Here is a 15,001-nt window from a genome sequence, read left to right as displayed (position 1 = left end):
CCCTCGCCTCCCCGTGCACCCCTTGCGCAAGGGGTGCACGGCGGGCCGGAGCGGGACTAGACTGTTTCCCCCTCCAACGCCATGCAAGGCAGGCCCTCCATGAAACACCGCTTGCTTCCCCTCGCGCTGGCCCTGGCCGGCATTGCGGCGACCGTGGCCGCGCCGGCCCATGGCGCCGAAAGCTGCGACGCGCTGCGCACCCAGATCGAATCGAAGATCGCCGCCGCTGGCGTGGCGCGCTTCACCGTCACCGTGATCGATGCCAGCGCATCGGCCAACGGACAGGTGGTGGGCAGCTGCGAGCTCGGCAGCAAGAAGATCGTCTACGAGAAAGACGCCGGGCCCGACCGGGGCACGGCCACCGTGCCGCCGTCACCGTCGCCTTCATCCGACGGCGCCATGCTCACCGAATGCAAGGACGGCACCGTCTCCCGCGGCGGCAACTGCAAGAAGTAGCCCGGGCCCAAGCCCGAGCCCGAGTTCAAGCCCGCAGTGCGCTAGCCGCAGGCTTCCAGGTTGATCAGCCCCTTCTGCATGGCCTCGCGCACCGCCTGCGCGCGCGAGTTCACGGCCAGCTTGCGGTAGATGTTCTTCACCTGCGCGTCCACCGTGTGCAGCGAGCGGTAGCTCGACTCGGCAATCTCGCGGTTGCTGAGCCCCTGTGAAATCAGCCGCAGCACGTTGAGCTCGCGCGGCGACAGCGCGCCCCGTGCATGGTCCGACCCCGCGGGCGAAGGCGTGCGCCGTGGCTTGGCGGGGACGGCCGGCGTCTTCTTCTGCGTCGGCTCGGCCCAGCGCATCTTCGGCGGTGCGGCGTCGGTGCCAGCCTCGGCATGCACCGCTTGCATGCCGCCAGGCAGGTCGTGCCCATCCCTCTTGGCCTCCACGATGCGGTGCGCGATGCGCGACGCGGTGGCCGTGTCGCCCTCGGCGATCAGTCGCATCAGGAAGGCGAGCTCCACCTCGTTCGAATCGGAAAAAAGCGCGCCCACCGCCGCGGCGGCGACGGCCGAGTTGACAGGCTGCACGTCGTCGCCGATCGAGCGCACCAGCGCCTCGCCGCTGTCGCGCATGGCGCTGCCGCACAGGGGCGCGGCCTCCTGCACCGAAGGGTTCGGCAGCGCCTGCACAGGCGAGGCCAGCACGCACAACTGGTCGATCCGCCGCGACCGCTCCCGCAGCGCGGCGACACGCGCCTGCGCGCCCCGGCGCTTCACGACCAGGCTGCGCCGGGAAATGGTGCCGCGGGCCGCCGTGTAACTCGCCGGCCGGCGCGCGGGCGTGAACAAGGGCTTTGCCTCCAGCACGAGGCGAACGGTCGAAACGGTGCGATTGCTGCTTCCCAGCTGCGTGGCAACCCGCTGGATTCTTGCTCTGGACATGGACGCCTTCATTCGCTCGAAAACGGTCAGTGACTGCATTGCGCCCTTCGGGGCGCAGATCCCTTGGTCGTGGCCTTGCAACCACCTCAGCCGCAAGCGTGCTTTCGGGCGCCGGGCGGGCTTGACCGTGCGTCTCAGTTCTTGAGAGAATCCGGTCGTTTTGCGGGATTTATTGGCACTTTTGTCTTATTTGTCCGTTCAATGACAGGCCCAAAGCCGTTTCCACGCACTTTTTGATGGGCCAACTCGACCTCGGAACCGGCCTGCGAACCCCGTTCGCCAACGGCCTCCCCTGCAGCCATTTCGACGTGTCGGCCCAGCCGCCGGCCCAGCGGCTGCAGGCCTGGCGCGAGCGCGTGGGGCATGTCATGGACGTGCAGCCGGCCGGCGACGACACCGGCCAGCCCTTTCAAGCGGCTATCGACCGCTACCAGGTCGGCGACATCGTCTTCACCGACTGCCGCTCCGACGCCATGCGGCTGGAGCGCTCGCTGGCGCGCATTTCCACCGACAGCGTGCGCAACTTCGCCTTCCATGTGTTCCTGGAAGGAGATGTGCAGGACGTGAGCGTGCGTTCATCGCCGCGCGGCAAAGATGAACCGTCGTCGGCGAAAGTGCTGGCGCTCGACATGGGCCAGCCTGTGCGCATGCAGCGCAACGACTGCCGCGTGCTGACCTTCTTCGTGCCCGGCTCGCTGGTGGAAGAAGTCTTTCCGGACCCGATGGCCATCCACGCGCGCGCGATGCAGCCCGACACGCCGCTGGCGCGCCTGGCCCTGGCCCAGGTCGAGGCGCTGGGCCGCGACATTGCGCACCTGAGCGCCCCCGCGGCGCAGAGCGCCGTGCGCGCCAGCGCCGAGCTGCTGCTGGCCGGCTTCGGCAAGGAAGCGCGCCTGAGCGGCGGTGCCCGCGCCGCGGCGCGCGCGGCCATGTTCGGCCAGGTGCGCCGCTACGTGCAGGCCAACCTGCACCGCGCCGAACTCACGCCCGAGCTGGTGCTGGCGGCGCTGCACCTGCCGCGGCCCACGCTGTACCGGATGTTCCAGCACGAAGGCGGGCTGGGCGCGTACATCCGCCACCTGCGGCTGCAGCACGCGGCCGACGACCTGGCGCGCTACCCGCACCTGATGGTGACCGACGTGGCCTATGGCGTCGGCTTCAAGAGCCCGTCGGATTTCACGCGGGCCTTTCGCCGCGCGTACGACATGTCGCCGCAGGAGTTCAGGGCGAGTTCGGCCAGGGCTACATAGAGGGTAGAAGAACAGCGGCGGCGAGAGAGCGGCGCCTTGCGCGTCAGCCGCGTTGCCCCACCACCCGCGCGATCCAGGCCAGCAGCACCGCCTCGACCTCGTCGCGGTTGGTCTCGTTCAGCGTCTCGTGACGCGCGCCGCCGAACACGTGGCACGACACGTCGCGCAGCCCCGCCGCCCGGTAGCGCTGCACCAGCGGATAGAACCACTCGGCCTTGTTGCTCACCGGGTCCTCGTCGCCCACGAACAGGTACAGCGGCAGTTCGGGCCGGATGCGCGCGCGCATCGCCTCGGGCGTCAGCTCGGCCAGGTTCGCGAACATCGAGCCCATGCCTTCGGCCGACACCGTGAAGCCGCACAGCGGATCGGCGATGTAGGCGTCGACCTGGGCCGGGTCGCGGCTGAGCCAGTCGAAGGGCGTGCGCACCTCGGGCAAGGCGGCGTTCATGTCCTCGAGCCTGAAGCCCGACTGCAAGGCGGCGCCCAGCAGGTCGAGCGCCGAGGTGCCCGAGAGCACCGCGCCGGAGAGCAGCTCGCTGTGCTTCACCAGGTAGTACTGCGTGGCGAAGGAGCCCATGCTGTGGCCCAGCAGGATCAGCGGCAGCCCCGGGTGCACGCCGCGCACGTGGCGGCTCAGCAGCGCCATGTCGTCCACCAGCCCGGCGAAACCGCGCGGGCCGAACTCGCCCAGCTCGCCGCGTTCGGACGCGCCCTTGCCGTGGCCGCGGTGCTCGTTCGAATACACAACGTAGCCGGCCTGCACCAGCGATTCGGCCAGGTGCCGGTAGCGCAGCGAATGCTCGCCCATGCCGTGCGCCAGCTGCACCACGGCGCGCTGCGTGGCGCCTTGCCAGCGGTGGGCCTCCACCGTGACGCCGTCGTTGGCGCGCAGGTCGAAGTGGGTCTCGGTGATCGGCATTCGGTGCTCCGGTGGTCGGGTTGAAAGAGGGGTTGCCATCGTAGGCCGCGGTGGCGGGCGCGGGCATCAGGGGTTTCCAGCTTGGGGGCGCGCTCGTCGCTACAGTCGCCCCAACAGACAGCCACTCCACGAAGGACGACAAGCCCATGGCCATCGGCATCACCGCAGGTTCAACCACCGCCGAGCTGGGCGCGCCCAGCTTCGTGCACGCCTTCTTCTCGACCCTGAGCGCCCATTGCGAGCCCGAGGGCTGGGGCACGCGGCTTCTGCACCTGATGAACGGGCTCTACGGCGGTCGACTCGCCTTCGCGGATGCACCCGCGGCCCTGGCGGAATTGCGCGACGCGAAAGCCACGCTGGCGCCCATCGCGCCCTCGCAGGTGGTGTGGGACATCGAAGACCGCGCGGCCCGCCCGCCATGGGGCACGAACATCGCGCCGAGCATCACCAGCCTGGCAAACTACTTCGTGTCGAGCAGCGGACGCGATGTGTTCTCGGTGCTCGACGAAGCGCTGGCCGCATCGGCGCGCGAACAGCGCGACGCCGTCATCGCCTGACCTGCGGTTCGGCCCGCAATTCCGTGAGTAGCGCGACCATCTTGCGCAGCGCCGCCTCCGGCGTCGGCTCGATGTGGATCGAGCAGGCCAGCATCAGGTTCAGCTGCTGGCCGAAGTCTTCGACGGCGATGCCGGTCGCGCTTTCGCGCAGCACGCCGCCCGCGTCCTTGCCGCACGGCAGCGCGGCCTGCGCGCGGTCCGCGTAGCTGCCTTCGGGCACGCCGTAGGCCGCGACGGGAATGCCCAGGGCCACGGCGGCCCCCACCTCGAACACCGTGCCCGAATCGGGCTCCAGGCCCCTGAACGACGCCAGGTTGGCCACCACGCCGTCGGCCCCACGCAGGCGCTGCATGTTGGCTTCGTAGATCTGCTTTTCGGGGGCTTCCGAGCTTTGCGGCTGGTTGCCGTCGGCGGGCAGCAGGGCCGCGAGGCCGAGCGCATCGCAGGCCGCCGCGAGCCGCACGAAGTGCTCCCTTGCATCGGGACGAAAGACGTCGGGGCCGGCCAGGTAGATGCGCGGGCGCTGGGGTGCGTGAAGGGTTTCGTCCATCCGCCAGAGCATCTTCGATTTCGGGTCTGCGCTCAACACGAACGCGTCGGCGCGAGGCGAGGAGCGTGCAATTTCTCCAGCGAATCGGGCAAGAAGTTCGCTCGAGGCGCGCGCAGCCCGTGCCGCCGCGCGGGTGCGCCGCCGCGAGGCCGAAAGCACTCAGGCGGCAGCGGCGGCCGCGCGCGGCGCTATTGCGTTTTGCAGGATCAGGCAAAAACCAAGTTCGATTCGGATACCGCCTTGCGCCCCTGCCGCGCGAAACTTCTTCCCCTGCCCGGTGCACCCGCTTCTGTGTGCGCCGCACGGCAAACGAACCGCAAGAGGAGTTTTCATCATGAGCGCAATCCAGGAAAAAGTCGTTCTCATCACCGGCGCGAGCAGCGGCATCGGCGAAGCGACCGCGCGGCTGCTTGCGCGGCGCGGTGCCAAGGTGGTGCTCGGTGCGCGGCGCACCGACCGCCTTGCGGCGCTCGTGGCCGAAATCGAGGCCACGGGCGGCACCGCGAGCTTCCAGCGGCTCGACGTCACGCACCGGCCCGACATGGAAGCCTTTGCCGAGTTCGCCCTCGAGACGCACGAGCAGATCGACGTGCTGGTCAACGCCGCGGGCGTGATGCCGATGTCGCCGCTGTGGAACCGCAAGATCGAGGAGTGGGAACTCATGATCGACGTGAACCTGCGCGGCGTGCTGCTCGGCATCGCGGCCGTGCTGCCGACCATGCAGCTGCAAGGCTGGGGCCACATCGTGAACGTGGCGCCCGTGGCCATGCAGGGCGTGTCGCCCAGCTCGGCCGTGTACCACGGCACGCAGTACGCGGTGAACGCCATTTCGGAAGGGCTGCGCCAGGAGCACGCGGGCCGCCTGCATGTGACGGTGGTGAGCCCCGACGTCAACGGCCCGGGCGATCCGCTGGCCGAGCGCATCGCGGCCAGCTACTGCCGCGAGCGCATGCGCACCCACCGGCGCATCGCGGTGCCGGTGGACGGCGTGGCCCGCTCGATTGCCGGGGCCATCGAGGGCTACGGCATCACTGCCGGCACGCTGCGCCCCGCGCCGCGGCACCGGCCGCATCCGGCGGAGTACGTCCAGTAGCGTTCAGTAGGTCTTGTAGGGCAGGAACTTGCCCGACAGCACCACGTTGACGCGGTCGCCCTTGGGGTCGGGCTGGCGCTGGATGTCCATGCTGAAGTCGATGGCGCTCATGATGCCGTCGCCGAACTCTTCATGGATCAGCTCCTTGATGGTGGTGCCGTACACGCTCACGATCTCGTACCAGCGGTAGATGAGCGGGTCGGTCGGCACCGGCGTGGGCAGCGAACCCTTGTACGGCACCACCTGGAGCCACTTCTGTTCCTCGGCGGTCAGGCCGAAGATCTTGCCGACCGTCCTGGCCTGCTTGTCGTCGAGCGTCATCTGGCCGAGGCAGGCCGCGGTCGTCCACTCCTTCGACTGGCCGACCTTGCGGGCCACGTCGGCCCACTGGATGCCCTTGCTCACCTTGACGGTGATGATCTTCTCGGTGACGTCGTTGCGGTTCATGCGGTCTCCTGTTTGAAATGGGGGCAGTCAAGCAACTGCTGTGCCGGGGGTCTTGCTCCCTCTTGCGCAAGCGGAAGAGGAAACAACGCGAGTCAGCGCTCCCAATGGAACTTGCGCTCCGACTCGGCGATTGCCTGGTCGTTGATGCTCGCGTAACGCCGTTGCATCAACCCGTTCTCCGCGAACTCCCAGTTCTCGTTGCCATGGCTGCGAAACCATTGCCCGGCCGCGTCGTGCCATTCGTACTCGAAGCGCACCGCGATGCGGTTGTCCATGAAGGCCCAGAGCTGCTTCTTCAGCCGGTAGTCGTGCTCGCGCTCCCACTTGCGCGTGAGGAACTCGACCACCTGCTCGCGCCCGTCGACGAAGTCGGCGCGGTTGCGCCACTCGGTGTCGGGCGTATAGGCCAGGCTCACGCGCACCGGGTCGCGCGTGTTCCAGGCGTCTTCGGCGGCCTGGACTTTCCTGGTGGCGGTCTCGAGGGTGAAGGGCGGCAGCGGCGGGCGGGATTCCATGGCGGTCTTTCGGTGAAGGGAAGGAGGTGAACCGGAGCGGGGTGAAGAAATCGACAAGCGAATGCGGCGCAATGTGCCACATGTAGACAGACCTGTCTACATGCCTACAATCGCGGCATGGACTTCTCCACCCTCGCCTCGCTCCCCGCGCGCGAACGCATCCTGCTGACGGCGCACGACCTGTTCTATGCCGACGGCATCCGCGCCACCGGCATCGACCGCGTCATTGCGGCCTCGGGCGTCACCAAGGTCACGTTCTACCGGCACTTTCCCTCGAAGGACGACCTGGTGTGCGCCTTTCTCGACCACCGCCACGGCCTGTGGATGGCGTGGTTCGTCGATGCGCTGGGCCGGCGCGGCGCGCAGGAGCGCATCGGCAACGGACAGCCACAGCACGCGCTGCCGGTGCTGGCCGACGCCATGGCCGAGTGGTTCGCCGACCCGGCATTCCGCGGCTGCGCGTTCATCAACTCGGTGGTCGAGGTCGGCAGCAGCGTGACGGGCGCGAGCGACATCGCGCGCGAGCACAAGCGCGAGATGGTCGAGGTCATCGCCGGCCTGCTGCCGGAGGCGCTCGCGGGCCCGCAGCGCACGGCCATCGCGCAGGCGGCCGCGCTGGGCATCGACGGAGCCATCGTCAAGGCGCAGATGGGCGGCGCGGCACAGGCGCGCGAGGCGGTGGACGACCTGCGCCGGCTGCTGCAGGCGCTGGGTGCGTCGCTGGTGCCCGCCGCGCCGGCCACGGCGTGAGGCTGCCTGAGCGGTAGCAGCCGGCGCCTTCGCTACCATCGAGCGCCGCCACTTTCCTCCCACCACGACCGATGGTTTCTCCGCGTCTCCCCTCGACCCAGGGCCTGCAGGCCTTCGAGGCCGTCGCGCGGCTGCGCAGCGTGAACCTGGCGGCCGAGGAACTCAGCGTGACGCCCAGCGCGGTGAGCCACCGCATTCGCCAGCTCGAGCTGCTGCTGGGCCTGAAGTTCTTCGCAGGCAGCGACTTCAGCCTGAGCGCCGACGGCATGGCCTACCTGGCGCGGGTGCGCGAGGCCATCGCGGCACTGCAGCAGGTGCCGGGGCGCGAGCCCGCTTCGCAGGTGCGGCGGCTGCGCGTGGCGGTCACGCCCACCTTCTCGCGCCAGATGCTGCTGCCGCGGCTGGCGCGCTTTCGCGATGCGTACCCGAACATCGAGCTGATGCTGCAGGTGACCGCGCCGGTGCGCAACACCACGGTGGAAGAGGCCGACATCGAGCTGCGCTTCGGCACCGGGCCGTTCCACGACCGCGAGTTCTTCCAGCTGCTGGCCGACGAGGTCTCGCCGGTGTGCAGCCCGGCCTACCTGAAGCGCCACGGCCCCTTCGACGGCTTCGCGACCGATGCCGAGGTGTCGCGCGCGCAGCTGCTGCGCACGCCGCTGGAGTCGTGGCGCACCTGGTTCAAGGCCTGCGGCATCGGCCTGCCCGAGCCGGCCACGGGCCACCAGTTCAACGACCTGGGGCTGGCGCTCGACGCAGCGGCCGAAGACTTCGGCGTGGTGCTGATGCACCTGCGCCTGGGCAGTGCCTGGCTGGACAACGGGCGGCTCGTGCGCCTGTCGGCGCGCAGCGTGCCCTCGCCCAACGCCTACTTCCTGTGCTGGCGGCCGGGCGCGATGGAGCGCTGGGAGTGCGCGACCTTCGTGGAGTGGCTGCGCGAGGCACTGCGCGACTGAACTTGCGCCCCCCGACGGACAGGCGACGCGCACCCGGGGAGCTGAATTTATTTCAGTTGCCCCGCAGGCTTTTTTCAGATGGCCCCCGAAGGGCCCTGCCGATAATGGCCGGTTCGCCCCCGCCTTTCCAACAAAGACCAGCCAGGAGACAGCCGTGTCCGACCTTTCCAAGATCACCAGCATCGAAGACCTGCGGGTGATTGCCAAGCGCCGCGTGCCCAAGATGTTCTACGACTACGCCGACTCCGGCGCGTGGACCGAAGGCACCTACCGCGCCAACGAAAGCGACTTCCAGAAGATCAAGCTGCGCCAGCGCGTGGCCGTGAACATGGAAGGCCGCTCGCTGCGTACCACCATGGCCGGCCAGGAAACCGCCATGCCCGTGGCCATCGCGCCCACCGGCCTCACCGGCATGCAGCACGCCGACGGCGAGATCCTGGGCGCGCGCGCGGCCAAGGCCTTCGGCATTCCGTTCACGCTGTCGACCATGAGCATCTGCGCGCTCGAAGACATCGCCGAGCACACCGGCCGCCACCCGTTCTGGTTCCAGCTCTACGTCATGAAGGACCGCGACTTCATCGAGCGCCTGATCGAGCGCGCCAAGGCCGCCAACGTGACCGCGCTGCAGCTCACGCTGGACCTGCAGATCCTGGGGCAGCGCCACAAGGACATCAAGAACGGCCTCACCGCGCCGCCCAAGCCGACGATCAAGAACCTGATCAACCTCGCGACCAAGCCGCGCTGGTGCATGGGCATGCTGGGCACCAAGCGCCGCACCTTCGGCAACATCGCGGGCCATGCCAAGGGCGTGAAAGACCTGTCGTCGCTGTCGTCGTGGACGGCCGAGCAGTTCGACCCCGCGCTGAGCTGGGCCGACGTGGAGTGGATCAAGAAGCTCTGGGGCGGCAAGCTGATCCTGAAGGGCGTGATGGACGTGGAAGACGCGCGCCTGGCTGCCTCCAGCGGCGCCGACGCGCTCATCGTGTCGAACCACGGCGGGCGCCAGCTCGACGGCGCACCCTCTTCCATCGCAGCGCTGCCGGCCATCGTCGACGCGGTGGGCACCGAGATCGAGGTGTGGATGGACGGCGGCATCCGCAGCGGGCAAGACGTGCTCAAGGCCCGCGCGCTGGGCGCGCGCGGCACGCTCATCGGCCGCAGCTTTCTTTACGGGCTGGGCGCCCACGGCGAGGAAGGCGTGACGCGCGCGCTCGAAATCATCCGCAAGGAACTGGACATCACCATGGCCTTCTGCGGGCGTACGAACATCGACGACGTGGATTCGAGCATCCTGCTGCCGGGCACGTTCTAGGGCGCCGCCGTGACAGGCGCCTGAAGGCACGTCCGGGGCCCCGAAGGCCACTTCGGGGGTAGGCCGATGCGGTGCCGGCTGACACGCCCCACCCCCATGGCGGCGCAGAATGTTTTGGCAACAACAACATTGCCCGCACGGCACAAGAAGGCACCATGAGCGCAGTCACGCCTACCCCGGGAGGCCCAGCGGCCTCCTCATCGCTTGCATCGTCTAGCACCTCCCCGCCCCACTACTCGGCCGAAGAAAAACGCCACCGCGTCTTCGCCATCATGGCGGCCTCGTCGGGCAACTTGGTCGAGTGGTTCGACTTCTACGTGTACGCGTTCTCGGCGCTGTACTTCGCGCCGGCCTTCTTCCCCAAGTCGGACCCCACCGCGCAGCTGCTGAACACCGCCGGCGTGTTCGCGGCCGGCTTCCTCATGCGGCCCATCGGCGGCTGGCTCTTCGGCCGCGTGGCCGACCGGCTCGGGCGCAAGACCTCGATGCTGATCTCCGTCACCATGATGTGCGGCGGCTCGCTGGTCATCGCGGCCCTGCCCACCTATGCGCAGATCGGCGCGTGGGCGCCCTTCCTGCTGCTGGTGTGCCGGCTGTTCCAGGGCCTGTCGGTGGGCGGCGAATACGGCACCACCGCCACCTACATGAGCGAGGTGGCGCTGAAGGGCCAGCGCGGCTTCTTCTCGTCGTTCCAGTACGTCACGCTCATCGGCGGGCAGCTGCTCGCGGTGCTGGTCATCGTGGTGCTCGAGCAGCTGCTGACCGAGGCCGAGCTGAAGTCCTTCGGCTGGCGCATTCCCTTCGTCATCGGCGCCATTGCCGCGGTGGTGGCGCTGCTGCTGCGCCGCACGCTGCACGAAACGCAGAGCGCGGAGGCCAAGGCCAACAAGGAGGCCGGCAGCATGGCCGCGCTGTTCAAGCACCACACGCCGGCCTTTCTCACGGTGCTGGGCTACACGGCGGGCGGCTCGCTCATCTTCTACACCTTCACCACCTACATGCAGAAGTACCTGGTGAACACGGTGCACCTGCCGATCAAGACCGCCAGCTACGTGATGACGGGCGCGCTGTTCGTCTACATGTGCATGCAGCCGGTGTTCGGCGCGCTGTCCGACCGCATCGGGCGGCGCAACAACATGCTGCTGTTCGGCGGCCTGGGCGCGCTGACCACGGTGCCCATCCTGACGGCGCTGCAGCACACCACGAGCCCGGTGCTGGCCTTCGTGCTGATCATCGTGGCGCTGGCCATCGTGAGCTTCTACACGTCGATCAGCGGCATCGTGAAGGCCGAGATGTTCCCGCCCGAGGTGCGCGCGCTGGGCGTGGGCCTGGCCTACGCGGTGGCCAATGCCATCTTCGGCGGCTCGGCGGAGTACGTGGCGCTGGGGCTCAAGTCGCTGGGCCACGAGTCGGCGTTCTTCTGGTACGTGAGCGCCATGATGGTGCTGGCCTTCGTGGTGAGCCTGCGCCTGCCGCGCCAGGCGAGCTACCTGCATCACGACCATTGAACCGGTTAAGCCCCTCTGTTCGGCCAATTCAATCGCCGCACCGGGGGACATACTTCGGGCCTCCGAGGGCTAGGCGCGCGAAGAGGCGTGAAGAGGCATGAAGTCAAAGTTGGAAACCGCGGCGGTGTATGGCACCGCCGTACTCATCGGCGGCGCGTTGATCGGCGTGTTCGCGGCCTACCCGCCGCTCACGCCCGGGGACTGGGCCGAGTGGGCGCAGGCCTTCGGCTCGGTCGCGGCCATCGGACTGGGTCTGTGGGCGGTGCAGCGCCAGCGCTGGCTCGAGGCCCGGCGTGACGCGGCCATGGCCGCCGCGGCGCGGCTCGCGCTGCACCAGGGCGCGCTGCAGCTGATCGGCGCGGTCTACGCGGTGGCCGAAAAGGTCAAGTCGCACCAGGACGAAACCGCGCTCGACCTGCTGCATCTGTCGCTCGAACTCGAAGGCGTGACCTCGGCCCTGGCGGCGGTGGACCCGCTGCGCTTCGACATGCCGCGCGCCATCGACGCGCTGCTGATGGCGCAAGCGGCTTCACGCAAATTGCTGGCGCACCTGCAGCGCGCGTACGACCTGTCGCTGGACGGGCGCGGCCACAAATGGGCGCCGGTGAAGGAATTCGCCGAGCAGGCGAGCGAAGCGGTCAAGCCGCCGATGGAAGCCTTCCGCAACGAACTGGCGCAGGCGCAGCAGGCTTCGGTGCCTGCCTGAATCTTTTCCGCGACTTGTCTGGTTTGTTTATTCGGCGCCGAGGCGTTCGGCGACTTCGTGCTTGCCGAGCCCCCGCACCGCGGCCAGGCTTTCCAGCTGCGCCGCCCGGGGCCTGGCCTTGCCCTGCTCCCAGTGATAGATCGTCTGGCCCGACACGCCCACCAGCTTTCCGTAGGACGCCGCTGAAATACCCAGCTTGGTGCGGTGCGAGGCCAGCCGCCCCGCGCTGAAGCGCCGCTTGGTGGCGCCGTCGCCTTCATGCGCTTCATCGCCCGCACCGCTCGCCTCGCTAGCGCGGGCACTGCGCGTGGCCCCCTTGGCCACGTTGCGCAGTTCCTTTTCCAACGCACTCACCTGCCGGCGCAACGCGGCAATGGCCGCGCGATGCTGTACAGATGCCTTCTTGAGAGTCTCGATTTCCACGCGCACTTCCTTGCGGGCGACACGTGAAATCTCGGATTTAAGGATCGATGCGATGTTTGGCATGCGGGCATTGTGCCCAGCAATTGTGAACACAAGAAAAGATTGTTGAATTCAAAGGAATTCAAACTTGAATCTTTTGATTACGTGAACGCGAATTGCGCGAGCATCTCTTTTGCCCAGGACGCAATTCGCTTCTGGCCCGCCAGGGTCAACCGATCAGGCAATCAACCTATCGAGCCATCAATCCGCATACACGCCGGCCGCCTTGATGATCGGCGTCCACTTCGCAATCTCGTCGATCACGAACTTCTTGTGCCCCGCGGGCTCGATGCGCCCGTCGGTCGCCACCACGGCGCCCAGCAGCTCTTCGCGGCGGATGAAGTCCGGGTCTTTCAGCGCCACCTTCAGCGCGTCGTTGAGCTTCTTCAGCACCGGCGCGGGCGTGCCCTTGGGCGCGTACAGGCCGTGCCAGATGGTGACCTGGAAGTTCTTCAGGCCGGCCTCGTCGAGCGTGGGCAGGTCTTTCAGCAGCGGCAGCGTCAGGCGGTGCGGCGTGGTCACCGCATAGGCCTTCACCTTGCCGCCCTGGATCTGCGGCGTGGTGTTGGTGGTCTGGTCGCACAGCAGGTCGATCTGCCCGCCGATCAGGTCGGTGATGGCGGGCGCCGTGCCCTTGTAGGGCACGGGCGTCATCTCGGTCTTGGTGGCGCTCTGGTACAGCAGGCCGCACAGGTGCGACGCCGAGCCCACGCCCGCGTTGCCGATGTTGATCTTGCCCTTGTTGGCCGCGATCCAGCTGCTCAGCTCCTTGTAGTTGGTGGCCGGAATGCTGGGCTTGGCGATGAGCGTCATCGGCACGTCGTTGACGATGCCCAGGTATTCGAAATCTGTCTCGACCTTGAACGGCACGTTGCGCACCAGGCTGGGCACGGTCGCCATGGCGATGTGGTTCAGCAGCAGGGTGTAGCCGTCGGGCGTGGCGCGCGCCACCTTGGCCGCGCCGATGGAGCTGCCCGCGCCGGGCACGTTGTCGATGATGACGGTGCCGCCGCCCAGCGGCTTGCGCAGCGCCTCGGCCAGGTCGCGCGCCACGCGGTCGGTGGGGCCGCCGGCCGCGAAGGGCACGATGATGGTGATCGACTTGCTGCCCGGAAAGTCCTGGGCCTGCGCGTGCATGGCGCCCAGCGAGGCAGCAGCGATGGCTGCGAGGGCGAACAGTTTTTTCATGAAGTCTCCGTAGGTCTTGAAAAGGAAAAAAGAGGAAGGTCAGCTAGGCGCGCGAGCACGCCCTCAAGGTGCGCGCGCCGGCACGCGGCTTTCCAGCGCGGGCGGTTGCCACGCGGGCTGGATGTGGCAGCCGTTCTTGCCGTCGGTGTCGTAGCGCGGCGCCAGCGCCTTGCAACGCTGCGCGAGGCCTTCGGGCGTGGGCTTGTCGCCCTTGTCGATCCAGTCGAGCAGCGCGGCGAAGAGCGCGGGGTATTCGGAGTCGCTCAGGTAGCTGTGCTCGCGCTCATTGCTGAAGCTCTGCACCAGCAGGTCGCCGGTGCCTGCCGCGTCGCGGATGCGGCGGTACGAATGCTCCAGCTCCACGAAGGCGGTCGGGTCGTCGATGGCGTGCAGGCCCACGGTGGGCAGCGCGGTGCGCCCGGTGGGCTGGCTGTCGGCCGCGAGCGCGCCCTTGGCCTGCGGGTCGGCCGCGTAGCGCAGCACGCCGGCGTTCAGCGCCACGTCGTCGGCCGAGCCGCTGTACACCACGCCGATGTTGCCGAAGGGGTTGCGCCCGCCGAGCCGCTTCTGCACCAGGTCCTGGAACAGCCAGGTGGCCCAGGTGAGGTGGCCGAGCAAAGAGCGCTCCTGGATCTTCACGACCGAAAGAATCGTCTTCAGGTGCGCGGCCTGCTCGGGCGTGCGCTGCACGGCGGGCAGGCCGACGCCGGTGCACTCCTTCACGCGCGCGGCAAGGTCGGCGCGCGTGAGCGTGGCGTCCAGCGGCAAGCCCATCCACAGCGGGTATTGCGGTTCGTCGGCACGCGGATGGTTGCGGCACACGTACTGGTACACCACGCGCAGGTCGAGCCGGAAGTCGTAGGCGCTGTTGCCGCCGCCGAGCACGCCGCTGGTGAGCATCAACCCGTCGTAGGGGCTCCTGGGCTTGTCCGCGCCGCCGGCCGGCGCATACAGCTCCGCCGCCTTGGCCGCCACGCCCGCGCCGTAGCTCTGCCCGTGCAGCAGCGTGCGCTGCGGCTGGCCGAAGTGGCGCACGAAGAGCTGGCGCAGCCGCTCGGTGTCTTCGGCCGCCATCGTCACGCCGTAGCCGCCGCGCCGGTAGGTGGAGGCGGCCCAGGCGTAGCCGGCCTTCACGGTGACGGCCCAGCGCTTGAGGTCTTCCTCGCTGCGCTCGAGCTTGGGCGGCCCTGTCTCGGGGCCGCCGTGCGCGTGCATGACGAGCACTCCGCGGTTCCAGTCCTTCGGAATCGCGATCCAGTAGAGCGCGCCGGTGCCGTCTTCACCGGTGTAGCAGCGTGCGGTGTCCGGCACGGGCGAGGGGCAGGCCGCCGGCTTCGGCGCGCCGGGCGCCGCGTGCGCGGACAGCAATGGCGCCATGCCCAGCGCGGCGAAGGCCGCGAGGCCGC

Annotated in this window: 17 protein-coding genes; 9 read left to right on the top strand and 8 right to left on the bottom strand. The window is 68.6% G+C overall.

Going from position 1 to position 15,001, the window contains the following annotated elements; genetic code table 11:
• The first annotated feature begins 99 nt into the window (after positions 1-99).
• Complete coding sequence (locus QTI51_RS02305; protein WP_116908343.1) at positions 100-456, top strand: DUF1161 domain-containing protein; 357 nt, start codon at positions 100-102, stop codon at positions 454-456.
• Between the two features lie 41 nt (positions 457-497).
• On the opposite strand, the gene QTI51_RS02300 is transcribed toward QTI51_RS02305, so the two are convergent.
• Entirely contained in the window at positions 498-1,382 is an 885-nt protein-coding gene (locus QTI51_RS02300; protein ID WP_286513009.1) for a response regulator transcription factor, read from the bottom strand.
• Positions 1,383-1,618: 236 nt separating this feature from the next.
• On the opposite strand from QTI51_RS02300, the gene QTI51_RS02295 reads away from it, so the two are divergent.
• Entirely contained in the window at positions 1,619-2,632 is a 1,014-nt protein-coding gene (locus QTI51_RS02295; RefSeq protein ID WP_116908344.1) for an AraC family transcriptional regulator, read from the top strand.
• A 43-nt stretch (positions 2,633-2,675) separates the two neighbouring features.
• On the opposite strand, the gene QTI51_RS02290 is transcribed toward QTI51_RS02295, so the two are convergent.
• The gene (locus tag QTI51_RS02290) at positions 2,676-3,551 is read right to left on the bottom strand and encodes an alpha/beta hydrolase (RefSeq protein WP_116908345.1); all 876 of its coding nucleotides are present in this window, start codon (positions 3,549-3,551) and stop codon (positions 2,676-2,678) included.
• Between the two features lie 146 nt (positions 3,552-3,697).
• On the opposite strand from QTI51_RS02290, the gene QTI51_RS02285 reads away from it, so the two are divergent.
• A complete protein-coding gene (locus QTI51_RS02285; protein WP_116908346.1) occupies positions 3,698-4,108 on the top strand; it encodes an Imm70 family immunity protein in 411 nt (136 codons plus the stop codon).
• Here QTI51_RS02285 and QTI51_RS02280 read toward each other — a convergent pair.
• Positions 4,098-4,658, bottom strand: coding sequence for a nucleoside 2-deoxyribosyltransferase (locus QTI51_RS02280; RefSeq protein WP_116908347.1), 561 nt, complete (start codon positions 4,656-4,658; stop codon positions 4,098-4,100). The two genes, QTI51_RS02285 and QTI51_RS02280, sit on opposite strands and share 11 nt — an antisense overlap.
• 334 nt (positions 4,659-4,992) lie before the next feature.
• On the opposite strand from QTI51_RS02280, the gene QTI51_RS02275 reads away from it, so the two are divergent.
• Positions 4,993-5,751 (top strand): SDR family oxidoreductase, encoded by a 759-nt coding sequence (locus tag QTI51_RS02275; RefSeq protein WP_116908348.1) that lies wholly within the window; start codon positions 4,993-4,995, stop codon positions 5,749-5,751.
• Between the two features lie 3 nt (positions 5,752-5,754).
• On the opposite strand, the gene cynS is transcribed toward QTI51_RS02275, so the two are convergent.
• Entirely contained in the window at positions 5,755-6,198 is a 444-nt protein-coding gene (cynS, locus tag QTI51_RS02270; protein WP_286513013.1) for a cyanase, read from the bottom strand.
• A gap of 92 nt (positions 6,199-6,290) precedes the next feature.
• Entirely contained in the window at positions 6,291-6,713 is a 423-nt protein-coding gene (locus QTI51_RS02265) for a nuclear transport factor 2 family protein (RefSeq protein ID WP_116908350.1), read from the bottom strand.
• 117 nt (positions 6,714-6,830) lie between these two features.
• Here QTI51_RS02265 and QTI51_RS02260 point away from each other — a divergent pair, with 117 nt between their 5' ends.
• The 5 genes from QTI51_RS02260 to QTI51_RS02240 all read left to right on the top strand — a co-directional run bounded on the left by QTI51_RS02260 (position 6,831) and on the right by QTI51_RS02240 (position 11,945).
• Positions 6,831-7,463 carry a TetR/AcrR family transcriptional regulator gene (locus QTI51_RS02260; protein ID WP_116908351.1) on the top strand — a complete coding sequence of 211 codons (633 nt, stop codon included), beginning with the start codon at positions 6,831-6,833 and terminating at the stop codon, positions 7,461-7,463.
• Positions 7,464-7,534: 71 nt separating this feature from the next.
• Positions 7,535-8,419 carry a LysR substrate-binding domain-containing protein gene (locus QTI51_RS02255; RefSeq protein WP_116908352.1) on the top strand — a complete coding sequence of 295 codons (885 nt, stop codon included), beginning with the start codon at positions 7,535-7,537 and terminating at the stop codon, positions 8,417-8,419.
• A 154-nt stretch (positions 8,420-8,573) separates the two neighbouring features.
• Positions 8,574-9,731 (top strand): alpha-hydroxy acid oxidase, encoded by a 1,158-nt coding sequence (locus tag QTI51_RS02250; protein ID WP_286513016.1) that lies wholly within the window; start codon positions 8,574-8,576, stop codon positions 9,729-9,731.
• Between the two features lie 155 nt (positions 9,732-9,886).
• A complete protein-coding gene (locus QTI51_RS02245) occupies positions 9,887-11,239 on the top strand; it encodes an MFS family transporter (protein ID WP_116908354.1) in 1,353 nt (450 codons plus the stop codon).
• A gap of 97 nt (positions 11,240-11,336) precedes the next feature.
• On the top strand, positions 11,337-11,945 hold the full coding sequence (locus tag QTI51_RS02240; RefSeq protein WP_132748743.1) for a hypothetical protein: 609 nt from the start codon (positions 11,337-11,339) through the stop codon (positions 11,943-11,945).
• 27 nt (positions 11,946-11,972) lie between these two features.
• Here QTI51_RS02240 and QTI51_RS02235 read toward each other — a convergent pair whose 3' ends face one another.
• The 3 genes from QTI51_RS02235 to QTI51_RS02225 form a co-directional block, all read right to left on the bottom strand.
• Entirely contained in the window at positions 11,973-12,431 is a 459-nt protein-coding gene (locus QTI51_RS02235; protein ID WP_116908356.1) for a helix-turn-helix domain-containing protein, read from the bottom strand.
• Between the two features lie 177 nt (positions 12,432-12,608).
• Entirely contained in the window at positions 12,609-13,595 is a 987-nt protein-coding gene (locus tag QTI51_RS02230; RefSeq protein ID WP_116908357.1) for a tripartite tricarboxylate transporter substrate-binding protein, read from the bottom strand.
• Positions 13,596-13,658: 63 nt separating this feature from the next.
• Complete coding sequence (locus QTI51_RS02225) at positions 13,659-14,972, bottom strand: alpha/beta hydrolase family protein (RefSeq protein ID WP_286513737.1); 1,314 nt, start codon at positions 14,970-14,972, stop codon at positions 13,659-13,661.
• Between the last annotated feature and the right edge of the window lie 29 nt (positions 14,973-15,001).

This window comes from Variovorax sp. J22G73 (assembly GCF_030317035.1).
Lineage (GTDB): Bacteria > Pseudomonadota > Gammaproteobacteria > Burkholderiales > Burkholderiaceae_C > Variovorax.
The sequence above is the reverse complement of the archived record's forward strand: the minus strand, read 5'-3'. Positions and strand labels throughout refer to the sequence as shown.